18 protein-coding genes are annotated in these 22,097 nt (G+C 69.4%); 8 read left to right on the top strand and 10 right to left on the bottom strand.

Annotated features, from left to right (window positions below):
* Positions 1 to 51: 51 nt before the first annotated feature.
* The 3 genes from hisS to hisG are packed head-to-tail and all read left to right on the top strand — an operon-like array spanning position 52 to position 3,376.
* Positions 52 to 1,566, top strand: a complete 1,515-nt coding sequence (gene hisS / locus BLQ14_RS00850) for a histidine--tRNA ligase (protein ID WP_092497240.1) — start codon at positions 52 to 54, stop codon at positions 1,564 to 1,566.
* Positions 1,563 to 2,681, top strand: coding sequence for an ATP phosphoribosyltransferase regulatory subunit (locus tag BLQ14_RS00845; RefSeq protein ID WP_092497238.1), 1,119 nt, complete (start codon positions 1,563 to 1,565; stop codon positions 2,679 to 2,681). The genes hisS and BLQ14_RS00845 overlap by 4 nt, the downstream gene beginning before the upstream one ends.
* Complete coding sequence (gene hisG, locus BLQ14_RS00840; RefSeq protein WP_092497236.1) at positions 2,678 to 3,376, top strand: ATP phosphoribosyltransferase; 699 nt, start codon at positions 2,678 to 2,680, stop codon at positions 3,374 to 3,376. Before BLQ14_RS00845 ends, hisG begins: the two co-directional genes overlap by 4 nt.
* Here hisG and BLQ14_RS00835 read toward each other — a convergent pair.
* Positions 3,373 to 4,002: a TetR/AcrR family transcriptional regulator gene (locus BLQ14_RS00835; RefSeq protein WP_092497234.1), complete on the bottom strand. Its 630-nt coding sequence runs from the start codon at positions 4,000 to 4,002 to the stop codon at positions 3,373 to 3,375. The genes hisG and BLQ14_RS00835 overlap by 4 nt on opposite strands.
* A gap of 142 nt (positions 4,003 to 4,144) precedes the next feature.
* Between BLQ14_RS00835 and mbfA the strand changes: the two genes are divergently transcribed.
* Positions 4,145 to 5,122 (top strand): iron exporter MbfA, encoded by a 978-nt coding sequence (gene mbfA / locus BLQ14_RS00830; protein WP_092497232.1) that lies wholly within the window; start codon positions 4,145 to 4,147, stop codon positions 5,120 to 5,122.
* Between the two features lie 6 nt (positions 5,123 to 5,128).
* Here the strand turns inward: mbfA and BLQ14_RS00825 are convergent, their stop codons facing one another.
* Both BLQ14_RS00825 and denD read right to left on the bottom strand, forming a co-directional pair.
* On the bottom strand, positions 5,129 to 6,436 hold the full coding sequence (locus BLQ14_RS00825; RefSeq protein ID WP_092497230.1) for an NAD(P)/FAD-dependent oxidoreductase: 1,308 nt from the start codon (positions 6,434 to 6,436) through the stop codon (positions 5,129 to 5,131).
* A 15-nt stretch (positions 6,437 to 6,451) separates the two neighbouring features.
* The gene (gene denD, locus BLQ14_RS00820) at positions 6,452 to 7,441 is read right to left on the bottom strand and encodes a D-erythronate dehydrogenase (RefSeq protein WP_092497228.1); all 990 of its coding nucleotides are present in this window, start codon (positions 7,439 to 7,441) and stop codon (positions 6,452 to 6,454) included.
* Positions 7,442 to 7,655: 214 nt separating this feature from the next.
* On the opposite strand from denD, the gene BLQ14_RS00815 reads away from it, so the two are divergent.
* Entirely contained in the window at positions 7,656 to 9,149 is a 1,494-nt protein-coding gene (locus tag BLQ14_RS00815) for a calcium-binding protein (protein WP_092497226.1), read from the top strand.
* Positions 9,150 to 9,362: 213 nt separating this feature from the next.
* Here BLQ14_RS00815 and BLQ14_RS00810 read toward each other — a convergent pair whose 3' ends face one another.
* Positions 9,363 to 11,291 (bottom strand): GumC family protein, encoded by a 1,929-nt coding sequence (locus BLQ14_RS00810; protein WP_092497224.1) that lies wholly within the window; start codon positions 11,289 to 11,291, stop codon positions 9,363 to 9,365.
* A 137-nt stretch (positions 11,292 to 11,428) separates the two neighbouring features.
* Between BLQ14_RS00810 and BLQ14_RS00805 the strand changes: the two genes are divergently transcribed.
* From BLQ14_RS00805 to BLQ14_RS00795, 3 genes are all read left to right on the top strand, one after another.
* The gene (locus BLQ14_RS00805) at positions 11,429 to 12,061 is read left to right on the top strand and encodes a sugar transferase (protein WP_245656790.1); all 633 of its coding nucleotides are present in this window, start codon (positions 11,429 to 11,431) and stop codon (positions 12,059 to 12,061) included.
* A gap of 324 nt (positions 12,062 to 12,385) precedes the next feature.
* Positions 12,386 to 13,333 carry a deoxyribose-phosphate aldolase gene (deoC, locus tag BLQ14_RS00800; RefSeq protein WP_245656917.1) on the top strand — a complete coding sequence of 316 codons (948 nt, stop codon included), beginning with the start codon at positions 12,386 to 12,388 and terminating at the stop codon, positions 13,331 to 13,333.
* 79 nt (positions 13,334 to 13,412) lie between these two features.
* Entirely contained in the window at positions 13,413 to 15,770 is a 2,358-nt protein-coding gene (locus BLQ14_RS00795; RefSeq protein WP_092498274.1) for an aldehyde dehydrogenase family protein, read from the top strand.
* A gap of 18 nt (positions 15,771 to 15,788) precedes the next feature.
* Here BLQ14_RS00795 and BLQ14_RS00790 read toward each other — a convergent pair whose 3' ends face one another.
* The 6 genes from BLQ14_RS00790 to BLQ14_RS00765 form a co-directional block, all read right to left on the bottom strand.
* Positions 15,789 to 16,241: an SRPBCC family protein gene (locus BLQ14_RS00790; protein WP_092497218.1), complete on the bottom strand. Its 453-nt coding sequence runs from the start codon at positions 16,239 to 16,241 to the stop codon at positions 15,789 to 15,791.
* 31 nt (positions 16,242 to 16,272) lie between these two features.
* On the bottom strand, positions 16,273 to 17,034 hold the full coding sequence (locus BLQ14_RS00785; RefSeq protein WP_092497216.1) for an XdhC family protein: 762 nt from the start codon (positions 17,032 to 17,034) through the stop codon (positions 16,273 to 16,275).
* A gap of 13 nt (positions 17,035 to 17,047) precedes the next feature.
* Positions 17,048 to 18,229: a vWA domain-containing protein gene (locus BLQ14_RS00780; protein ID WP_092497214.1), complete on the bottom strand. Its 1,182-nt coding sequence runs from the start codon at positions 18,227 to 18,229 to the stop codon at positions 17,048 to 17,050.
* A complete protein-coding gene (locus BLQ14_RS00775) occupies positions 18,229 to 19,104 on the bottom strand; it encodes an AAA family ATPase (protein WP_092497212.1) in 876 nt (291 codons plus the stop codon). Before BLQ14_RS00775 ends, BLQ14_RS00780 begins: the two co-directional genes overlap by 1 nt.
* 79 nt (positions 19,105 to 19,183) lie before the next feature.
* Positions 19,184 to 21,604, bottom strand: coding sequence for an aerobic carbon-monoxide dehydrogenase large subunit (locus BLQ14_RS00770; protein WP_092497210.1), 2,421 nt, complete (start codon positions 21,602 to 21,604; stop codon positions 19,184 to 19,186).
* Positions 21,601 to 22,095: a (2Fe-2S)-binding protein gene (locus tag BLQ14_RS00765; RefSeq protein WP_092497208.1), complete on the bottom strand. Its 495-nt coding sequence runs from the start codon at positions 22,093 to 22,095 to the stop codon at positions 21,601 to 21,603. Before BLQ14_RS00765 ends, BLQ14_RS00770 begins: the two co-directional genes overlap by 4 nt.
* Positions 22,096 to 22,097: the final 2 nt, after the last annotated feature.

The raw sequence follows: 22,097 nt of genomic DNA, 5'->3' as shown, positions 1-22,097 counted from the left end.
CTCCGGCCATCCGCTAGAGACGCGCGCGCAAGAGCGAGCGCAGGTCCAGCCATGGCCAAGACCAAGAAACCCCCCCGCCCCAAGGCCGAAACGCCAAAGGGCTTCCGTGACTATTTCGGCGAGGAGGTCCTCGAGCGCAAGGCCATGCTCGACGCCATCGCCGAGGTCTATCACCGTTACGGCTTCGACCCGCTCGAGACCTCGGCGGTGGAGACGCTCGAGGCGCTGGGCAAGTACCTGCCCGATGTCGACCGCCCCAACGAGGGCGTCTTCGCCTGGCAGGACGACGACGAGAAGTGGCTGGCGCTGCGCTATGACCTGACCGCGCCGCTCGCGCGCGTCTATGCGCAATACCGCAACGAGTTGCCCACCCCGTACCGCCGCTATGCCATGGGGCCGGTGTGGCGCAACGAAAAGCCGGGGCCGGGTCGCTTCCGGCAGTTCTACCAGTGCGATGCCGACACGGTGGGCGCGCCGACCGTCACGGCGGACGCCGAGATCTGCGCCATGCTCTGCGAGGTGCTCGAGGTCGTCGGCATTCCCCGCGGCGACTACATGGTGCGGATCAACAACCGCAAGGTCCTGAACGGCGTGATGGAGGTGGCCGGCATCCTCGAGCCTTCCGAGCCGGAGAAATTCGCCCATGAGCGCGGCATCGTGCTGCGCGCCATCGACAAGCTCGACCGGCTGGGCGAGGCGGGCGTGCGCGCGCTTCTGGGCGAGGGGCGCAAGGATGAAAGTGGCGACTTCACCAAGGGCGCGGGGCTTTCGGATGAGCAGGCCGAAACGGTGATGGCCTTCATGGCCGCGCGCCGCGAGGACGGGGCGGCGACGCTTGCGCGCCTGCGCGAGATCGTCGGCGCCTCGACCACCGGGCTTGAGGGCGTGGCCGAGCTCGAGACCATGGCCGAGCTTCTGCACGCGCAGGGGCTGGGGGCGGAGCGCTTCGTGCTCGACCCCTCGGTGGTGCGCGGGCTCGGCTACTACACCGGCCCCGTGTTCGAGGCGGAGCTGACCTTCGAGATCACCGACGAGAAGGGCCGGCCGCGCCAGTTCGGCTCGGTCGCGGGCGGCGGGCGCTATGACGACCTCGTGAAACGTTTCACCGGGCAGGCGGTGCCGGCCACGGGCATTTCCATCGGGGTGGACAGGCTTCTCGCCGCGCTGCGCGCCAAGGGCCGCATCGGTGGCGAGGCGGCGCGCGGGCCGGTGCTTGTGACGGTGATGGACCGCGACCGCATCGCCGAATATCAGGCCATGGCTGCCGAGCTGCGCGCGGCGGGCATCCGTGCCGAGCTCTATCTCGGCAATCCGAAGAACTTCGGCAACCAGCTCAAATATGCCGACCGGCGCATGAGCCCGCTTGCGGTGATCCAGGGCTCGGCCGAGCGCGAGCGCGGCGTGGTGCTGGTGAAGGATCTGGTGCTGGGCAAGAAGCTCGCCGCCGAGATCGAGACCAACGAGGAATGGAAGGCCCAGCCCGCCCAGGCGGAGGTGCCGCGCGCCGAGCTTGTGGGCCATGTGCGCGGCATTCTCGAGACGCTGGACGGGGGCGGCGGGGCATGATCCCGCTTGCCGACCGGCCGCTTGACGCGGAGATCGCGCGCATCCTGCGGCTTTTCGACGAGGCCGGGGCGGTGCTTGTCGATCTGCCGGTGCTCCTGCCCGCAGAGCGGCTTCTCGACCTCTACGGCGAAGACATCCGCGCGCGCGCCTACACCACCCGCGACCCCGAAGCGGGCGAGCTCATGCTGCGCCCCGACTTCACCGTGCCGGTCGTTGATCGCCACATGGCCTCGGGCGCGGAGCCTGCGCGCTACTCCTACGCCGGCAAGGTCTTCCGCGTGCAGGAGCCGGGCTCGAACCGGCCGCCGGAATACGATCAGGTCGGCTTCGAGCTTCTGGGCGCCGATGACCCCGCGGCGGCCGATGCCGAGGTTTTCGCGCTGATCGCCCGCGCGCTTGCGCATCTGGGCCTGAGGGCGGCGATGGGCGACATGGCGCTTCTGCGCGCGGCCGTGACCGGGCTGAAGACGAGCGCGCCGCGCAAGGCCGCGCTCCTGCGCCACCTGTGGCGTCCGCGCCGCTTTCGTGCGCTCCTTGATCGCTACGGCGGCGTGACGCCGGTGCCGCCCGCCCGCGCGGCGCTGGTGGCGGCGGCGCGCGAGGGGCGCGACCTTCTGAAGGGTGCCGGCCCGGCGATAGGGCTGAGAACGCGCGAGGAAGTGCGCGAGCGCATCGCCGCCCTTGTCGCCGATGCCGAGGAGCCGCCGATCAGCGAAGGCGAGCGCGCGCTTCTCGACGAGCTTTTGGGGCTGAAGGCCAAGGCGCCGGCCGCACTCACGCGGCTGCGCGATCTGGCCGTCGACATGGCGGCCATCGAGCCTGCCGTGAATGCGGTCGCCCGGCGGCTCGAGGCGCTTGCGGCGCGCGGTGTGGATGTCGAGGCGCTCGACTTCGAAGGCAGCTACGGGCGCACCTCGCTCGAGTATTACGACGGTTTCGTCTTCGGCTTCTACGCCGAGGCCCGGCCCGACCTGCCGCCGGTGGCCACCGGCGGGCGTTATGACGCGCTGACGCGCGCGCTTGGCGGCGGGCGTGCGATTCCGGCGGTGGGCGGGGTGATCCGGCCTGCGCTGAGCCTTGCGCTGGCCGAGCCGCAGCGGGAGGCAAGGCCATGACGCTGCGGCTCGCGCTGCCCTCCAAGGGGCGGTTGATGGAAAAGACCTTCGAATGGTTCGCCGAACGCGGCGTGCGGCTGGAGCGGACGGGTTCCGAGCGCCAGTATGCCGCGCGCGCCGAAGGCATCGAAGGCTTGCAGCCCGTGCTGATGTCGGCAAGCGAAATCCCCCGCGAGCTTGCCGCCGGGCGGGTGCATCTGGGAGTGACCGGCTCGGACCTCGTGCGCGAACAGATCCCCGACTGGGAGCGCAAGGTGGAGGCGCTCGTGCCGATGGGCTTCGGCCATGCCGATCTTGTCATCGCCGTGCCCGAGTTCTGGGTGGATGTCGACACGCTCGACGATCTCGATGCCGTCGCCGCCGCCTTCCGCGCCCGCCACGGCCACCGGCTCAGGATCGCCACCAAGTATCACCGTCTCGTGCGCGAGTTCCTGCGCGCCCATGGCGTGGCCGATTACCGCCTCGTCGACAGCCAGGGCGCGACCGAGGGCACCGTACGCCACGGCACCGCCGAGGCCATCGCCGACATCACCTCGACCGGCGAGACGCTCAGGGCCAATCACCTCAAGGTGCTCTCCGACGGCACCGTGCACCGCAGTCAGGCAACGCTCTTCCGCTCCCGCATGGCCGCGTGGGATGAGGCGGCAAGTGCCGAATATCGAGCACTGTGCGAAAGGCTCGGGATCGATCCCTAATCGCGGGCCGCGAACCCGTAGCGGGCCAGAAAGGTGGCGACCGCCCCCTCGGTGACGCGCGCGATCTCGGCTTCGGAGAAGCTCGTCTGCACACCGAATATCGCACGCTGAAAGAGATCGGCCTTGCTCAGCTCGACGAACTGGTCGGCGGCAAGGTCGAAATCCTCGATCACGAGCTCGCCGCGCGCCGCCGCGGCCTCCAGATAGCCGCGCAGCCGCGCGCGGCCCATCTCCGGCCCGCTCTCGTAGAAGGCCTGACCGAGCTCGGGGAAACGGTCGGCCTCGGCCACGCAGATGCGAAAGACGCGGTGGCCGAAGTCCGACAGCACGAAATCGACGATCTGGCGGGCCACATCGCGCAGCACCTGCGCCGGCGGCCGGGTGAGGTCGATGCGTTCGATGGCCTCCTCGGCCTGCCGGTCGCATTCGCGCCGCAGCACCTCGGAGAAGAGCGCCCGTTTGTCGGGAAAGTAGCTGTAGAGCGTGGCCTTGGAGACGCCGGCGAGGCGGGCGATCTCGTCCATGCTGGCGCGCTCGTAGCCCTCGCTGAGAAACGCGTGACGCGCGCCCTCGAGCACCTGGTCGAACTTGCGCCCCTTCCTGATGGTGCCGGCTGTCATTGTCATTGGTGGCAATCGTGATCCGCGGGAAGAGCGAAAAATAAACCGATCGGTTCAGCATCGGCAAGTGGCCGGTTCCAGCATAGCGGTTGAACCATGCTGGCCGAAGCGTAAATCTGCACCGGTTCAAGCCAGACGAGGGGCAGCCATGATACCGGGCGTGACAAGCCGCAAGCGATTTTCCGACCTCAGTGAGAAGGAGATTCTCGCCCTCGCCATCTCCGCCGAAGAGGACGATGCGGCCATCTACCGTATGTATGCCGAGCGCCTGCGGCAGGATTACCCCGCCTCCGCGAAGATCTTCGAGGAGATGGCGAAGGAGGAGGATGCGCACCGCCAGCGGCTGATCGAGATGTTCAAGCGCCGCTTCGGCGAGGTGATTCCGCTCATCCGCCGCGAGCATGTCTCGGGTTTCTATGCGCGCCGCCCCGTCTGGCTGATGGAGAATCTCCCCCTCGAGCGCATCCGCGAAGAGGCGGCGCTGATGGAGCGCGAGGCCGAGGAGTTCTATCGAAAGGCCGCCCAGCGCACGCAGGACGCGGACACGCGCAAGCTTCTGGGCGATCTTGCCGCGGCGGAAGCCGGTCACGAACGCCGCGCCGAGCAGCTCGAATCGGAGCTGCTCGACGCGGACACACGCAAGAAGGAAGAGATGATCGCCCGCCGCCAGTTCGTGCTGACCTGGGTGCAGCCGGGCCTTGCGGGGCTGATGGACGGTTCGGTTTCGACGCTTGCGCCGATCTTCGCCACCGCCTTTGCCACGGGCGACACCTGGACGACCTTTCAGGTGGGTCTTGCCGCCTCGGTGGGTGCGGGCATCTCCATGGGCTTCACCGAAGCCGCTTCGGACGATGGCGAGCTTTCGGGCCGCGGCTCTCCGGTCAAGCGCGGCATCGCCTCGGGCGTGATGACGGCCGTGGGCGGGCTTGGCCATGCGCTGCCCTATCTCATCCCGCATTTCTGGACGGCGACGATCATCGCCATGATCGTGGTGTTCGTGGAGCTCTGGGCGATTGCCTGGATCCAGAACCGCTACATGGAAACACCCTTCCGCCGCGCGGTGTTTCAGGTCGTGCTGGGGGGCGCGCTGGTGTTTGCGGCCGGTGCGCTGATCGGCGGGGGCTGAGGGGGCTCAGCCGAGCACCGAGAAGCTCGATTCGGCAATTACGGGGCGCTTGCGCGAGAAACGGCCGGTATCGATCTCATGTCCCGTGTGCGGCAGGGTGAAGCGCAACGGCGTGCTGTCATGGTCATGGCCCGCCTCGCAGTAGTCGATCAGCGCGGCCATCAGCTTGCCGGCGACGGGGGCATTCTTGAACTGGTTGCCGCTGGTGCCGCAGGCCATGTAGAAGCCCGGCAGCATCGAGCGGTCGTAGATCGGGATCCAGTCGGTGGAGGCGTCGTAGAGGTCCACCACGCCCGCCAGCCGTGAGGGGATGCCGAGCGAGGGCACGCGCTGGGCGTAGCGCATCGCCTGCACCATCGCCTGATCGCTGAGCGACCGATCGAAGCCGGTGTCGCTTTCCACCCAGTGGTGCGGGTCGCAGGGTGGGTCTTCGCCGCCCACCAGAATGTGATTGCCAAGCTCGGGGCGGCAGTAGCAGCCGATGTCGGAGTCCGACACGATGGTGCCCTGCCGCTCGAAGTCGAAGCCTTGCGGGGCGGGCAGATGCACCACCTCCTGGCGCAGCGGGCGCGTGGTGATGGTCATGTCCTCGGTGACGCCTGCCATCGCGTTGACCCGCGCCGAGCCCGGCCCCGCGACATTGACGACGACGGGCGCGTGAATCTCCTCCCCCGTGGCCAGCCGCACGCCCTTCACCCGGCCGCCATGGTGCAGGATCTCCACCACCTCCGCCCCCAGCCGGAAGCGCGCGCCATGCAGTGCTGCCGCCTCGGCAAGGTTCTGTGCGGCGAGGGCCGGGTCGCTCACATAGCCGGCCTCGGGCCAGAAGACGCCGCCCTCGATGCGCCCGCCGTTGGGCACGGCAAAGGCGGGGTCGTCGGGGCGTCTGGGCGGTGCGAAGCTCTCGAGATTGTAGATGGGCAGCCGGGCGGTGATCTCATCCGCGCTCCACTCCTCGAAAGGGCAGCCGAGCGCGGTGCTGAAGCCCTTGTGACGCTCCAGAAAGCCGTTGGCCGGCGTCTTCATCACGAGACAGCCTGTCTTGCGGAAGGTGGCGAGCGCCCGGCCCGTGGGCAGGCCGACATGATCCGCCCAGTTGCGCCAGAAATGCGTGCCCTCCCAGGCGAGCGCCGTGCCCTCGAAGGTGGAATAGTGCGTGCGGATGATGGCGCAGGAGCTTGCCGTGGAGCCGTGCCCGATCTGGCGGTTGCGGTCGAGCGAGAGCGTCTTCCACCCCGCGCGGGCCATCTCGAAGGCGGTTGCCGCGCCGATCACGCCGGTGCCGATGATGATGGCGTCTGCCGTCTCGGTCATGTCCCTGTCCGCTCCTCAGCCGGGGATCGCGCCGCCAAGCTCGTCCTCGATGTGAATGCGGATGATCTCCTCGAAATCCCGTTCGGCGCGGAAGCCGAGCGCGAGCGCGCGCTCGGGCGCGAAGTCGCGCGGCCAGCCCTCGACGATGGCCATGATCGCCGGGTCGGGCTCGCGGCGGATGCGCGCCACCGCCGCCTCGCCGGCGACGCGGCGCAGCGCCTCGATCTGCTCGACCACCGTGCAGGAGACACCGGGCATGTTGAGCGCGCGACGGCTGCCGAGGGCAGCGAGGTCGATGGTCGCGGCGTGGGTGAGAAACCCCACAGCGGCGCGCGGCGAGGCGTGCCAATGGCGCACCGTGTCGGGCACCGGCAGCACCGCTTCCTGCCCCGCAAGCGGCTCGCGGATGATCGAGGAGAAGAAGCCCGACGCCGCCTTGTTGGGCTTGCCGGGCCGCACGCAGATGGTCGGCAGGCGGATCGCGATGCCGTCGATGAACCCCTTGCGCGAGAAGTCCGAAACCATGAGCTCGCCGATCGCCTTCTGCGCGCCGTAGGAGGTTTGCGGCGCGCACAGGAAGTCGTCGCCGATCTTCTCGGGAAAGGGCGGCCCGAAGACGGCGATGGAGGAGGCGAAGACGAAGCGCGGCCGGTAACGCCCACCCGAAGCCTCATGCGCGGCTCTCAGCGCCTCGAGAATCCGGCGCAGCGCATCGACATTCACCCGCCAGCCCTTCTCGAAATCCTGCTCCGCTTCGCCCGAGACCACCGCGGCGAGGTGAAAGATCACATCGGGTGCGAGCGCGGCGAGCCATTCCGCCTCGGCCGGGGCGGCGATGTCGCCCGTGCGCTCTTCGGGTGCGGGCAGGTCCGTGGGCCAGGGCGGAAAGCCGATGTCATGCAGGTGCAGCGTCGCCTCCTGCCCGCCCAGCCCGTTTGCGGCGATGTGGCGTGCGAGCTTCTGCCCGATCATGCCGCCGCCGCCCAGAATCGCGACCTTCTTCATGCCCGTCCCCGTTTCCGCCACCGACGCCGCCATTTACGCCCTGTCGGCACGGCGGCGTCAATGCGCTCCGCCAGGGTGCGCCGAGCGGCGCCATCTGCCGCGGCGCTGCCACGGAAATTTCGCGTTGGCGCCGGAATCCGCCAACCGCCGGTCAATCCTTGTCGGTCAGGCTGAAGCGCGGGTGAGGTGGGGGCCGCGGCCGGGGGGTCGGGGCATGTTCTACAGGGTCGAGCACGTTGCCACGCTGGGCAGCGGGGTGCCGCACATGGCCGGCATCACCGACATGGCTGTGTGGGCCGGGGCGTCGGGCACGTTTCTCTACACCGGTTCGGAAGCCGACGGCGGGCTATCCGCCTTCGCGCTCGCGCCGGGCGCGGTGGCGGGCTACTTCGACCAGATCGGCGCTTCGGCGAACCGCGGCACATACGGTCTTTCCGATCTGGCGCTTGCCGTGATCGCCGGCCAGCCGGCGCTGATTCCGGCCGGCCGGCATGATGACCGGCTCGCCTTTCATCTGCCCGACGGGAACGGCGAGCTCGGCAGCGTGAAGATCCTCGGCGGCGACAGCGCCGTGCTCGGCAATCTCGAGACGGTTGCCGTGATGGAGGTGCAGGGCAGCACCTTCATGGTGGCCGGGCAGTGGGGGCGGCCGGGCGTGGAGCTTTACCGCATCCGCAGCGATCTTACGGTGGAACACCGGCGCGGCCTTGAAGACACTGCCAGCGCCGCGCTCGGCGACGTGACCGACATGGCGACCGCCGAGATTGATGGGCGCAGCTACTTCTTTACCGTTTCGGCAGCGGAAAACGGCATCAGCGCCTGGTGGATGGGGCGGTGGGGCAACGTCAAGCTGCGCGGCACCCTTGATGACACGTCGGGGCTGTGGGTTTCGGCACCGACGGCGGTGGAGGCGGTGGTGGTGGCCGGGCAGGCCTATGTCGTCCTCGCGGCGGCAGGGTCGGACAGCCTCACGGTGATGAAGATGAACCGGTGGGGCGGACTGTTCGTGAAGGACCACGAGATCGACAGCCTGCACACCCGGTTCGGGGGGGTGAGCGCGCTCGCGGCCTTCGAGGCGGGCGGGCGCAGTTTTCTCGTGGCCGGCGGCGCGGACGACGGGCTGACGCTGTTCGAGATCGCACCGGGCGGACGCCTCGTGCTGCACGATGTGATCGCCGACGAAACCTTCACGACGCTCGACAACGTCGCCGCGATCGAGGCGCATGTCTTCGGCAGCGAAGTCCAGCTGTTCGTGACCAGCGCCTCGGAGCCGGGGGTGACGCAATTCGCCATCGACCTTTCTACCCTCGGGGTCATGCGCACCGGCGGCGACGCGGCGAATACGCTGGCAGGAACCGGCGCGGACGATCTTCTCTTCGGCAATGCCGGCGACGATGTGCTGAGCGGCGGTGGCGGCCGCGACATTCTCATCGACGGCACCGGGGTTGACAGCCTGTCCGGCGGCGCCGGCGCCGATCTGTTCGTGTTCTACACCGACGCCAGGATGGATACGGTCACCGACTTCGACCCGGCCGAGGACCGGCTCGATCTGAGCGATTTCGACGGTCTCCACACCTTCGATCAGCTTGCCTTGACGCAAAAGGATTACGGGGTTCTGGTCACCTACGGGAGCGAGCGCCTCCGCCTCATCGCCGAGAGCGGCCAGTTGCTGACCGGGGACATTTCCGCCGATCACTTCATCTTCTGAGGCGCCGCGTCATCGCAAGCGCCGCCCCCGGCGTGCACCCCCGCAGCGCGACAATCGTCGGTGCCAGCATGCCGATCTGCCGCCAGGCCCGCGACCGGGTGCCGGCGCCCGGCAGATCGCCGGGCGCCGTCGGTGCAAGCCGCCCGCCTGCGCGGGTCCGGGGCTGCGGCACGATGCGCCGGGTTGCCGGAGCCGCGCGTGGCCGCAGGCTCATCATCCCGACGCGAGGCGTCGCGAGACACCCGACAGCACGGCAAGAACGGGGGCATGGCCCGTGCCGCGCAACGCTCTGACCGCGGTTGCGATGTGCGCGCGCGGGGTGCGGTTCCACGCCACGACGAGCAGTGTCGCATCGACAAGGCGCAGCAGCAGGCGCGCGTCGGGCCCGGCGAGGACCGGAGCGCCGAGGACGATTACGCAGTCGTAATCCCGCCGTGCCGCGCGCAGCAGCGTGTCAAGCTGGGGCGACGAGAGCAGATCGGCCGCATTGGCCCGCGCCGCCTCGCTTCTCAGAAGGTCAAAGCCCCCCGTGCCAGCCGAAACCACCGCCCGCCGGAGCGGGCATTTGCCCTCGAGAACGGCGACAAGCCCGGGAGCGGGCTTGCGGGCAAGAAGGCGCCGCCCTCGCCGCTTGATGTCGGCGTCGATCACCAGAACGCGCCGCTTGAGATCGACGAGGCTGCGCGCCAGCGCCCCGGCGACCGGGGCCTTGCCGTCCTCGTTCAGCGCGGAGGTGACGAGCAGCACCTGAGGCGGGTTGGCCGCCTCCACGAACAGGCGACTGCGCAGGTTGCGCACCGCCTCGGCGGCCTGGCTTGCGGGCCGGCGCCCAAGCGAGGTGCCGGCCTCGGCCGCGTCCTTGCCGGCGAGGCGCGGAAGCGAGCCGACGGCGCGGCAACCGGAAGCGTCCTCGAGTTCCTCGGGGCTGACGCAGCCTTTCCGCCCGGCCTCGCGCCAGAGCAGCAGGGCGATCGCCGCGATGCAGCCGAGAAACCCGGCCAGTGCCGCCATGACCACCGGCTGGGGCCAGGCCGGCAGCACCGGCACCTCGGCCAGCGACAGGATTCGGCTTTCGGGCGTCTGCACGCCGCGCTGCACCTCCGCCTCCTTCAGCCGCCCCAGAAAATGCTCGTAGATCACCCGGCTTGCCTCGGCGTCGAGCTGCAGCTGGCCAAGCTGCACGAGCCCCTCGGAATGGCGCGCGATCCGGCGGGCAAGCTCTTCTTCCATCTCGCGCATCGGCTGCAGCAGCGCCCGCACCCGGCCCGGCGCGGTGCCGTTGCGCAGAAGTTCGGCCTGGCGCGCGCCGATGCGCTGGCGAATCTCCTCAAGCTGGAGTGCCAGCCCCTGCAGCGCCTCGGGTGTCACCAGATCCATTTCCGCGGCGAAGCGGCGCGCGCGCCTGTCGGCGGCCTCCAGCTCGCGCCGCAACTCCGCCACCCGCTCCGAAAGCCAGGCGGTCGCCTCGACGGCCTCCTGACGCTTCTGGGCGACCTGGCGGGCGAGATAGAGACGGGCTAGGGTGTTTGCCAGCCGCGCGGCCTTCACCGGGTCGGCACTCTCGGCGGTCACCTCGAATATGCGGCTGTCCGGGACGCTTCGCACCGCGATCCGGTCGCTGACCACGTCAACGGTGCGCGGGAACGCCTCCTCCGGGCCAGGCGGGGCGGTGAGGGGCGCGAGGCCAAGGCGCGCGCTCACCGCATCGAGCAGGCGCGCGGGAACGGAAGGCGGCCACAGCGCGGGGTTGAACTCGGGGTCCGACGTCAGCCGCATTTCCTCGACGAGCTGGCGCATGAGCGCCCGTGACTGGAGGATCTCGACCTCGGTATTGACGGCGACGGAATCGCCCATGAGGCCGGGCACAACGCCGGTGAGGCCGGTGGTGGGCCCGACCAGTTCGGGCGCCATGATCAGCGTGGCGGTGGACCTGTACTGGGGCGTGGCGAGGAACGCCGCCCAGAGCCCGGCCGCCGCCGCGGCCAGAAGCGTCAGCGCGGCAAGCATGGCCCAGCCGCGCCGGAGCGTGCGGAACATGCGGGCGAAGTCGATGAGATCGCCAGGCGGGGCGGCGGCCGATCTTTCCGCGTTGCGGAGCAGCTCGAATACCGCCGCGCCCGGGCCGGCAAGGGGTGCGTTCATGGTCGGGTCATCCGTCAAATGCGAGCGACTTTTCCTCAGGCTAGCCCGCCGGGGTGGAGCCTTTCTTAACCGTGGCGGGGTTTTCTGCGGCCATGGGCGCGAAATCACATCATTGGCATCATCGACGCCGCTCCCGCGTGGCGGACAGGGCGGCGCTCCGCAATTATCAGGACGGTGCCAAGCGCTGGCTTGACATCGCGGGCGTGCTGGTGCTGGCGCCGTTTGCGCTGCCGCTGGTGGGCGTGTTGTGGCTGCTGGTCCGGCTAGATGGCGGGCCGGGCTTCTTCGGTCACTGGCGCGTGGGGCGGGACGGGCACGCCTTTCGCTGCTGGAAGCTGCGCAGCATGGTTCCCGATGCCGACACGCGGCTGGAGGCTATGCTGGCGCGCGATCCCGCGCTTCGGGCGGAGTGGCAGGCCGGCTTCAAGCTCGCCCGCGACCCGCGGATCACGCCGCTCGGCCGGCTGCTCCGCAGGACCAGCCTCGATGAGCTGCCGCAGCTGTGGAACGTGCTGCGCGGCGAGATGAGCCTTGTCGGCCCGCGTCCCGTCACCCGCGCCGAACTGGCCGCCTATGGCGGCTATGCCTGGGCCTATCTGGAGTGCAGGCCCGGCATCACCGGGCTGTGGCAGGTGAGCGGCCGCAACGACACCAGCTACGAGGAGCGCGTGCTTCTTGACCTCGGCTACACGGCGCGCGCCGGGTTGCGCACCGATCTGGCGATTCTGGCGCGCACCCCGCTCGCGGTGATGGGCTGCACCGGGCGTTGACCCGCCCAAGGCCGCGCCACGCGGCGTTGACGGGGCAACCGCAGGCTGACGGGCGCCGCGGCGTCGGCGGCAGCTGCGCCGCTTCGAACAGGCCCTGGCCGCGGGCAATCGGGCCGCGGGCGCGTCCTGCTCCGTCTGGCCGGCCCCGTGTTGATCGCTCCGTCTTGTCCGCTCCATCTTGCGGGGGGTTGCGGCCCGTGTCACCCTGAAGCTCTCGCGCAAGCAGGAGGGCAGAGCGTGGCAACCGAACTTCCGGGTCGGCAGGCGACGGGCGCCGCGACGGATGGCGGGGCAGGGGACGGAGCAGGCGCGCGCCTTCCGCAGCTGCATGACGCGCGCAACCCCGGCACCGATCTCGACCTTGACTGGGTGATGTCGGCGCAGGCCAACACCTCGGCCATCGAGCGGCGGGCGGCGACGCTTCCGGCGCGGCGGACGGTGAAGAAGGCGCATCAGGCGGCCTGGCTTCTCAAGGCGGTGACGCTGATCGACCTGACGACGCTCTCGGGCGATGACACGCCGGGCCGCGTTCGCCGCCTGTGCGCGAAGGCCCGCAGGCCAGTGCGCGACGATCTGCTCGAGGCGCTGGGCATGGGGCCGGTCACGGTGGGCGCCGTCTGCGTCTACCACGAGATGGTGCCGGTGGCCGTTGAGGCGCTGGCGGGCTCGGGGATACCCGTCGCCGCCGTCTCCACCGGGTTTCCGGCCGGGCTCAGCCCCTTCCGGCTGCGGGTTGCCGAGATCGGCGAGAGCGTGGCGGCCGGGGCGCGCGAGATCGACATCGTGATCTCGCGGCGGCATGTGCTCACCGGCAACTGGCGGGCGCTTTACGATGAACTCAGGGAATTCCGCGCCGCCTGTGGCGAGGCGCACATGAAGGCGATCCTGGCCACGGGCGAGCTTGGCTCCTTGCGCAATGTGGCGCGGGCCTCGCTGGTGGCGATGATGGCGGGGGCCGACTTCATCAAGACCTCCACCGGCAAGGAGGCCGTCAACGCCACGTTGCCGGTGAGTCTCGTGATGCTGCGGGCGATACGCGATTATTTCGAGCGCACCGGCTACCGGGTGGGTTACAAGCCCGCGGGGGGCATCTCGAAGGCGAAGGATGCGCTGAACTATCTGGCGCTCCTGCGCGAGGAGCTCGGGCGGCGGTGGATGGAGCCTGACCTTTTCCGCTTCGGGGCCTCCTCGCTGCTCGGCGACATCGAGCGGCAGCTCGAGCATCACGTGACCGGGCGCTATTCGGCCGCCTGGCGGCATCCGATGGGATGAGCGGCAGGCGGCGGCGCGGGGGGAGGCGTCGTGCAATGGGTATTTGCACCAGGATGATGAAACAGGGATGGGCCCGGCAATGAACCTGCGCGAGATCTTCGAGAGCATGGAATACGGCCCCGCAGCGGAGGATGACGGGCCGGCGCGGGCGTGGCTCGCGCGCCATGGCGGGCGGTTCGGGCATTTCATTGCCGGGCGCTTCACCGAGCCCGGCGCGGCGTTTGCCTCCCGCAATCCCGCGACCGGCGAGGTTCTGGCCGAGCTGACCCAGGCGAGCGAGGCCGATGTCGAGGCGGCGGTGGCGGCGGCGCGCGCGGCACAGGGCAGATGGGCGCGTGCTTCGGGGCATGAGCGGGCGCGGCATCTCTACGCGCTCGCGCGGATGGTGCAGAAGAACGCGCGGCTCTTCGCGGTGCTCGAGACGCTCGACAACGGCAAGCCGATCCGCGAGAGCCGTGACATCGACGTGCCGCTGGTGGCGCGGCATTTCTACTATCACGCCGGCATGGCGCAGCTCGCCGAGGCCGAGTTTGGCGGGCTCGAGCCGGTGGGGGTGTGCGGGCAGATCATTCCGTGGAACTTTCCGCTCCTGATGCTGGCATGGAAGGTGGCGCCGGCGCTCGCGGCCGGCTGCACGGTGGTGCTGAAGCCGGCCGAATACACCTCGCTGAGCGCGCTTCTCTTTGCCGAGCTCGCCGCGGAGGTGGGGCTTCCCATGGGCGTGCTCAACATCGTCACCGGTGACGGCGCGGTGGGCGAGATGATCGTCGCCCACCCCGACATCGACAAGATCGCCTTCACCGGCTCCACCGAGGTGGGGCGCAAGATTCGCCAGGCCACCGCGGGCTCGGGCAAGGCGCTGACGCTCGAGCTGGGCGGCAAGAGCCCCTACATCGTCTTCGATGATGCCGATCTCGACAGCGCCGTCGAGGGGCTGGTGGACGCGATCTGGTTCAACCAGGGGCAGGTGTGTTGCGCGGGTTCGCGCCTCATCGTGCAGGAAGGCGTGGCCGAGCGCTTCCACGACAAGCTGCGCCGGCGCATGGGCGAGCTCAGGCTCGGCAACCCGCTCGACAAGTGCATCGACATCGGGGCGATCGTCGATCCGGTGCAGCTTCAGCGAATCGAGCGGATGGTGGCGGGCAGCGCGGGCGAGGTGTTCCAGCCCGAGATCAGCCTGCCCGAGGGCGGGTGCTTCTTTCGCCCCACGCTGATTACCGGGCTCGAGCCGGCCGATCCGCTGATGCAGGAGGAGATCTTCGGCCCGGTGCTCGTCTCCACCACCTTCCGCACGCCCGCCGAGGCGGTCGAGCTTGCCAACAACAGCCGCTACGGGCTCGCCGCCTCCATCTGGAGCGAGAACGTGAACCTCGCGCTCGATGTGGCGCCGAAGCTTGCGGCCGGGGTGGTGTGGGTCAACGCCACCAACCTCTTCGATGCGGCGGCCGGTTTCGGCGGCGTGCGCGAGTCGGGCTTCGGGCGCGAAGGCGGCTGGGAGGGGATGCACGCCTATCTGAAGCCGGCACGGCGGGCGCGCGCGCTTGCGCCGCTGCGGCCCGTGCCGGCGCCCGAGAGCCCCAAGCCCGAGGAAGGGATCGACCGCACGCCCAAGCTCTACATCGGTGGCCGGCAGCTGCGGCCCGACGGCGGCTATTCGCGCGAGGTCTGGAGCCCGCGCGGGCGGCTTCTCAGTATGGTGCCGGTCGCCAACCGCAAGGATGTGCGCAACGCCGTCGAGGCGGCGGCGGCGGCGGCAGGCTGGGCGCGTGCCACGGGGCATCTGCGCGCGCAGATCATCTACTATATTGCCGAGAACCTCGCGGAACGGACCGGGGAATTTGCCGCGCGCATCGCCGCGATGACGGGCGCGAGCCGTGCGAAGGCCGAGGCGGAGGTTGCGCGCGCGGTGGAGCGGCTCTTCACCTGGGCGGCCTGGGCCGACAAGCATGACGGCGGCGTGCGCGGCGTGCCGCTGCGCGGCGTGGCGCTTGCCATGAACGAGCCGGTGGGGGTGATCGGCGCCTTCTGCCCCGACGAGGCGCCGCTTCTGGGGCTTGTCTCGGTGATGGCGCCGGCGATCGCCATGGGCAACCGCGTGGTTCTGGTCGCCTCCGAGGCCTACCCGCTTTCGGCGGCCGATCTCTACCAGGTGCTCGACACCTCGGACCTGCCCGGCGGGGTGGTGAACATCCTCATGGGCAGCCATGCCGAGCTTGCCCCGCATCTCGCCGGCCATCTGGGGGTGGATGCGGTGTGGTCCTTCTCCTCCTCCGACATCTCGGGCGTGATCGAGCGCGAGGCGGCGGGCAACCTCAAGCGCACATGGGTCAACCACGGCCGCGCGCGCGACTGGATGGGGCCCGAGGGAGAGGGCCGCGAATTCCTGCGCGCGGCGACCGAGGTCAAGACCGTCTGGGTGCCCTACGGCGAGGGCTGAGGATGCCAGCCGCGGCGGTCAGCCGGCAGCGGGCTGGCTGAGTTCCTCGGCGAAGCAGGAAAAGAACTTGGCCGAGAGCTTCTTGGCGGTGCCGGCGATGAGGCGGCTGCCGAGCTGGGCGATCTTGCCGCCGATCTCCACCTTGGCGGTGTAGCGCAGGACCGTCTCCTCGCCATCTTCGGTGAGCGTCACGTCGGCCCCGCCCTTGGCGAAGCCTGCCGCACCACCCTTGCCTTCGCCGGTGAGCGAGAAGGCCTCGGGCGCGTTGGTGTCGTCAAGTTTCACAACGCCGCCGAAGCGCGCCTTCACCGGGCCGATCTTGAGCACGACCTTCGCCTCATACTCGCCGGGGCCGGTGGCCTTGAGTTCCTCGCAGCCGGGGATGCAGCGGGCGAGGATTTCCGGGTCATTGAGCGCGGCATAGACGCGGTCGCGGGGTGCGGGCACACGGATTTCGTCGGTCAGTTCCATCTCTCGTCCTCTCGAGCTCTTGTTTGAAGGGTCAGGCCGTCTGTTCGCCGCGCGACTCACCCTTGCCGGCGGCGTTGCGCCAGGCGATCACCTCGGCAAGGATCGAGACGGCGATCTCATGCGGGTCCACCGCGCCGATGTTGATGCCGGCGGGGGATTTCAGCCGCTCAAGCCGGGCGCGATCCATTCCCGCGGCGGCGAGCTTTTCGGTGAGCACGCGGGCCTTGCGGCGGCTTGCGACCATCGAGACATGGGCTGCGGGGCTTTCCAGCGCGGCCTTGAGCGCGGCACAGTCGCCGTTGCCTTGCGTGGCGACGACGACAAAATCGCCCGCCTCCGCCTCGGCGATGGCCTCGCCCCCGGTGGCGCGGAAGCCTGCCAGCGCGGCGTGCTCGCGCAGCGCCACCGCGATCGGCCCGTCACCGAAGACGATGAGCCGCGGCGGCAGGCGCCAAGGCTCGATCAGGATGTCGACCGTGCCGCCCGAGGGGCAGCCGCTCTTGAAGGTCTGCACGCCGTCGGGGTCGGCAAGGCCCACCACCTTGTCGGAGGGCTTGACGCGGATCACCTTCGGCGCGCCGGTCGCCAGCGCCTCGGTCGCGGCGGTGCGCACCGCGCGCTGCACGCAGGCGCCGCCCAGATGGCCAATGATCTCGCCCTCGGCCGTCACCGCCGCCTTGGCCCCGGCCTTGGCCGAGGTCGCGTCGGCTGTGCGCAGCACCGTGGCCACGCAGAAGGGGGCGCCCTTCTGCCTCAGTTTCAGGATCTCGTCGAAGATGTCTTGGCGGGCCATGATCTCCTCCCTCTCACAGCCGCGAGAATTCGTTCTCGAGCGCGGTGAGCGCTTCGAGTGTGTTTGCCGGCAGCATGGCATCGAGATGCGGGCGCGCTGCGGACATGGCGCGGGCGACGGGCGCGTGCTCCTGCCAGCCGCCGAGCGGATTGAGCCAGACGACGCGCCGCGCCTTGCGCCTGAGCCGCGCCAGTGCGGCACCGAGCCGCTCGGGCGGCGAGGTGCAGTAGCCGTCGGAGACGATCATCACCAGCGTCCGGCCACCGAGCGCGCGGGCGCCGTAGCCTGCCATGAAGCGCTCGAGGCAGCCGGAGATGTCTGTGCCGCCGCCGAAGCCCTCGGCCATCAGCGAAAGGCGCGCGGCCGCGCGCAGCGTGTCGTGGTCGCGCAAGGCATCGGTGACGCGCATCAGCCGGGTGTGAAACAGGTAGGCATCCGCCTCGGCCGCGCCCACGAGCCCGCGCAGGAAGGCGAGAAAGATGCGCGCATGCACGCTCATCGAGCCGGAGACGTCGAGAAGCGCCACAACCCGCATCGGCCGGGGCGGGCGGGCGCGGCGGTGCAGCTCGATGGGCTCGCCGCCACGCGTGAGACTTGTGCGCATGATCCGGCGCAGGTCGAGCGCCTCGCCGCGGCTCGCGGCCCGGCGGCGGCGCGAAAGCCGGTCGCGGATGGCGCGCGCGATGGCCTCGGCGGCGGCCTCGGCTCGGGCGAGGCTGTCGTCGTCCATCAGCTCGCGCAGGTCGCGGCGCGAGAGGTTCTCGCCACGGGTGGCGATGAGCCGGCCCTCGGTGCCTTCGGCCTCGCCCTCGCCGCTGTCGGCCTGATCCGGCTCGGCGCCGGGCCCGCCGCTTTCCTCCTCGCCGAAATGCGGCTGCCAGAGTTTGGGCCGCGCCGATTGCACGCGGACATGGGCGCCCGGCGCCTGCCTTTCGCGCGCGCGGCCCGCGTTGAACCAGTAGGCATCGAAGAGCTCGTCGAAACGGCGCCAGTCCTCGGCGTCGCCGGCGAGGAGCGCAGCGAGCGCCATGCGCGCCTCGGCCGGGTCGGTCGCCTTCACTGCCGCAAGCGCGGCGAGCGCCTCGCCCGTCTCGCGCGGGCCCACGCGCAGCCCGTTCAGGCGCAGATGGGCGATGAAGCCGGCCATGCGGTCGGCAAGCCCTTCGGCACGGGCGGGAAAGCGGGTGATACCCATCAGGCCACCTTTCCGATGAGCCGGTCCATCACCTCGGGTGGCGCGGCGTCCGAATCCGCGGCGGTCTTCAGAAGGCAGACGAGCGTTGCCTGCACTTCCTCGCGCGCCTGGGCGAGATCGTTGACGCCCAGACCCGAAAGCGCCGCCGCCCAGTCGAGCATCTCGGCGATGCCGGGGGTCTTCTCGAGCTCCTCGGCCCTCAGCGCCTGCACGACGCCGACGATCTGGCGGGCAAGCCGCGCCTCCAGCCCCGGCATGCGCGCGCGCAGGATGGCAAGCTCGGTCTCCCGGTCGGGATAGCCGATGAAGGTGTAAAGGCAGCGCCGGCGCAGCGCGTCCGACAGATCGCGCGTGCCGTTCGCGGTGAGGATCACCAGCGGGCGCGAGCGGGCGCGGATGGTGCCGATTTCGGGAATGGTGATCTGGAAGTCGGAGAGGATCTCGAGAAGATAGGCCTCGAACTCCTCGTCGGCGCGGTCGATCTCGTCGATGAGCAGCACCGGGGGCTCCTCGCGGCTGATCGCCTCGAGAAGCGGCCGGCGCAACAGGTAGGCGGCGGAGAAGAGCGCCGCCTCATCCATGCCGCCCTTCGCCTCGGCGGCGCGGATCGCGAGAAGCTGGCGCTGGTAGTTCCATTCGTAGATGGCGTGGCTCGCATCGAGCCCCTCGTAGCACTGCAGTCGGATCAGCTCGGTGTTCATCACCCCGGCCATGGCGCGGGCGACCTCGGTCTTGCCCACGCCGGCGGGGCCTTCCAGAAGCAGCGGCCGGCCAAGGCTTTGCGCCAGATGCAGCGCCATCGCCAGCCGGTCATCGGCGACATAGCCCTCGCGGGCGAGCTCGGCCTGAAGGGTCTTGATGCTCACGCCTGACATCCTCTGTTGCCAATGCGCAACAATCCAGGGCGGCGCGGTCCGGCGAAAAGCTCTGCCGGGCCGCGCCTTGGCTGTTGGCTCAGGCGTGCAGCCCGAGGTTTTCGGCGATCTGCCAGATGCGCCAATGGTCGTGCGGCATGTGCGCCTGGCGCAGCCCGAAGGCGCGGAAGGCGTCATGCACCGCATTCGAGAAGGCCGGCACCCCGCCCACATTGGGGCTTTCGCCCACGCCCTTGGCGCCGATCGGGTGATGCGGCGAGGGAGTCACCGTATGATCGGTGATGTAGTTGGGCGTCTCCCACGCGGTGGGAATGAAGAAGTCCATCAAGGTGCCGGTCTTCACGTTGCCCATCTCGTCATAGGCGATCTCCTGGCCCATGGCGATGGCGAGCGCCTCGGTCAGGCCGCCGTGCACCTGCCCCTCGATGATCATCGGGTTGATGCGCGTGCCGCAGTCGTCGAGCGCATAGAACTGACGCACCTGCCATTCGCCCGTGTCCACGTCGATTTCCATCACGCAGATGTAGGCGCGGAAGGGGTAGGTCATGTTGGGCGGGTCGTAGTAGCTCACCGCCTCAAGCCCCGGCTCGAGCCCCGGAATGGCCTGGTTGTAGGCGGCAAAGGCGATCTCCTTCATGGTCTTGAAGCGCTCGGGGTTGCCCTTCACCACGAAGCGGTCGACGTCCCATTCCACGTCGTCGTCATGAACCTCCAGAAGATAGGCCGCGATCATCTGCGCCTTGGCGCGGATCTTGCGCGCGGCCATGGCCGTGGCCGCCCCCGCAACCGGGGTGGAACGCGAGCCGTAGGTGCCAAGCCCGTAGGGCGCGGTGTCGGTGTCGCCCTCCTCCACGGTGATGTCGGAGGCCGGGATGCCGAGCTCGCTGGCGAGGATCTGCGCGAAGGTCGTGGCATGTCCCTGCCCCTGGCTGATGGTGCCAAGCCGGGCGATGGCGCTGCCGGTGGGGTGAATGCGGATCTCGCAGCTGTCGAACATCCCCAGCCCGAGAATGTCGCAGTTCTTCACCGGCCCGGCACCGACGATCTCGGTGAAGTGCGAAAGCCCGATGCCGAGAAGCTTGCGCGTCTTGCCGGCCTTGAACTCCTCGATGCGCTGGGCCTGCTCGCGCCTGAGCCCCTCGTAGTCGACAGCCTTGAGTGCCTTCTCCCAGGCGGTGTGGTAGTCGCCCGAGTCATACTCCCAGCCGAGCGCCGACTTGTAGGGGAACTGGTCCTTGCGAATGAAGTTGATGCGCCTCAGCTCTGCGGCATCCATGCCAAGCTCGATGGCCAGCACCTCGATCATCCGCTCGATGAAATAGGCGGCTTCCGTCACCCGGAAGGAGCAGCGATAGGCCACGCCCCCCGGCGCCTTGTTGGTGTAGACGCCATCGACGCAGAGATACGCCACAGGAATGTCATAGCTGCCGGTGCAGATGTTGAAGAAGCCGGCCGGAAACTTGGTGGGGTCGGCGCAGGCGTCGAACCCGCCATGGTCGGCCGTCACATGGCACCAGAGCCCGGTGATCCGCCCGTCCTTCGTGGCCGCGATCCTGCCCTTCATCCAGTAGTCGCGGGCGAAGGCGGTGGACATGAGGTTTTCCATCCGGTTCTCGACCCATTTCACCGGCCGGCCGGTGACGATGGAGGCCACGACCGAGCAGACATAGCCCGGATAGGCGCCCACCTTGTTGCCGAAGCCGCCGCCAATGTCGGGCGAGATGATGCGGATGTTGTGCTCGGCGATCCCCGAGATCAGCGAGACCACCGTACGGATCGCATGCGGCGCCTGGAAGGTGCCCCAGACGGTGAGCTTGCCCGTCACCTTGTCCATCGAGGCCACGCAGCCGCAGGTCTCGAGCGGGCAGGGATGGGTGCGGTGGTAGTAGATCATCTCCTCCGCCACCACATCGGCCTCTTCGAGCACCTTCTCGGTCGCCTCGCGGTCGCCCTGCTCCCAGGTGAAGATGTGGTTGTGGTGCTTGCGCGGACCGTGCGCGCCTTCCTTCTGGTCCTTGATGTCCTCGCGCAGCACCGGCGCGTCGGGCTCGAGCGCCCTGAACGGGTCCGTGACGACGGGAAGCTCCTCGTATTCCACCTCGACAAGCTCCACCGCGTCGGCGGCGGTGTAGCGGTCCTCGGCGACGACGAAGGCCACCTCCTGGCCCTGGAACAGCACCTTGCCGTCGGCCAGCACCATCTGCTTGTCGCCGGCGAGGGTGGGCATCCAGTGCAGGCCAAGGGGCGCGAGATCCTCGGCCGTCAGCACCGCCACCACGCCGGGCAGCGCCTTGGCCGCGTCGGCGTTGATGCTCTTCACCCGTGCATGGGCGTAGGGCGAGCGGACGAAGGCGCCAAACAGCATCCCCGGCAGCTTGATGTCATCAACGTAGTTGCCCTTGCCCTGGGTGAAGCGCACATCCTCGACGCGCTTGCGCCGGCAGCCCATGCCTTCAAGGCTTGCCGCGCGTTCTTCGGGGGTCATGGTCTGGTCGGTCATTCCGCAGCCTCCTTCGCGGCGTTCAGCTCGGCAGCCGCCGCCATGATCGCCTTGACGATGTTCTGATAGCCGGTGCAGCGGCACAGGTTGCCGGCAATGCCGAAGCGCACCTCCTCCTCGGTCGGATTGGGGTTTTCCTGCAGAAGCCGGTGCGCGCGGGTGATCATGCCCGGCGTGCAGAAGCCGCACTGCAGCCCGTGGTGCTCGCGGAACTTCTCCTGGATGACACCGAGCGAGCCGTCGGGGTTGGCAAGCCCCTCGACGGTGGTGATCTCGGCGCCATTGGCCTGGGCGACAAAGACGGTGCAGGACTTCACCGAGCGGCCGTCCATGTCCACCGTGCAGGCGCCGCAGTGGCTGGTCTCGCAGCCGATGTGCGGGCCGGTGATCCCGAGCTCCTCGCGCAGGAAATGGATGAGCAGCATGCGCGGCTCTGCAAGCCCCTCGACCTCGCGGCCGTTGACCTTGAGCTTGACGTGTGTCTTCGACATCT

The sequence above is a fragment of the Meinhardsimonia xiamenensis genome (assembly GCF_900102905.1).
In the GTDB taxonomy this organism is placed as follows: Bacteria; Pseudomonadota; Alphaproteobacteria; order Rhodobacterales; family Rhodobacteraceae; genus Meinhardsimonia; species Meinhardsimonia xiamenensis.
The sequence above is the reverse complement of the archived record's forward strand: the minus strand, read 5'-3'. Positions and strand labels throughout refer to the sequence as shown.

Excerpts from the sequence above, each read along its gene's own strand:
- hisS (WP_092497240.1), top strand. The coding sequence starts at position 52 with ATGGCCAAGACCAAGAAACCCCCCCGCCCCAAGGCCGAAACGCCAAAG.
- BLQ14_RS00845 (WP_092497238.1), top strand. The coding sequence starts at position 1,563 with ATGATCCCGCTTGCCGACCGGCCGCTTGACGCGGAGATCGCGCGCATC.
- hisG (WP_092497236.1), top strand. The coding sequence starts at position 2,678 with ATGACGCTGCGGCTCGCGCTGCCCTCCAAGGGGCGGTTGATGGAAAAG.
- BLQ14_RS00835 (WP_092497234.1), bottom strand. The coding sequence starts at position 4,002 with ATGACAATGACAGCCGGCACCATCAGGAAGGGGCGCAAGTTCGACCAG.
- mbfA (WP_092497232.1), top strand. The coding sequence starts at position 4,145 with ATGATACCGGGCGTGACAAGCCGCAAGCGATTTTCCGACCTCAGTGAG.
- BLQ14_RS00825 (WP_092497230.1), bottom strand. The coding sequence starts at position 6,436 with ATGACCGAGACGGCAGACGCCATCATCATCGGCACCGGCGTGATCGGC.
- denD (WP_092497228.1), bottom strand. The coding sequence starts at position 7,441 with ATGAAGAAGGTCGCGATTCTGGGCGGCGGCGGCATGATCGGGCAGAAG.
- BLQ14_RS00815 (WP_092497226.1), top strand. The coding sequence starts at position 7,656 with ATGTTCTACAGGGTCGAGCACGTTGCCACGCTGGGCAGCGGGGTGCCG.
- BLQ14_RS00810 (WP_092497224.1), bottom strand. The coding sequence starts at position 11,291 with ATGAACGCACCCCTTGCCGGCCCGGGCGCGGCGGTATTCGAGCTGCTC.
- BLQ14_RS00795 (WP_092498274.1), top strand. The coding sequence starts at position 13,413 with ATGAACCTGCGCGAGATCTTCGAGAGCATGGAATACGGCCCCGCAGCG.
- BLQ14_RS00790 (WP_092497218.1), bottom strand. The coding sequence starts at position 16,241 with ATGGAACTGACCGACGAAATCCGTGTGCCCGCACCCCGCGACCGCGTC.
- BLQ14_RS00785 (WP_092497216.1), bottom strand. The coding sequence starts at position 17,034 with ATGGCCCGCCAAGACATCTTCGACGAGATCCTGAAACTGAGGCAGAAG.
- BLQ14_RS00780 (WP_092497214.1), bottom strand. The coding sequence starts at position 18,229 with ATGGGTATCACCCGCTTTCCCGCCCGTGCCGAAGGGCTTGCCGACCGC.
- BLQ14_RS00775 (WP_092497212.1), bottom strand. The coding sequence starts at position 19,104 with ATGTCAGGCGTGAGCATCAAGACCCTTCAGGCCGAGCTCGCCCGCGAG.
- BLQ14_RS00770 (WP_092497210.1), bottom strand. The coding sequence starts at position 21,604 with ATGACCGACCAGACCATGACCCCCGAAGAACGCGCGGCAAGCCTTGAA.
- BLQ14_RS00765 (WP_092497208.1), bottom strand. The coding sequence starts at position 22,095 with ATGTCGAAGACACACGTCAAGCTCAAGGTCAACGGCCGCGAGGTCGAG.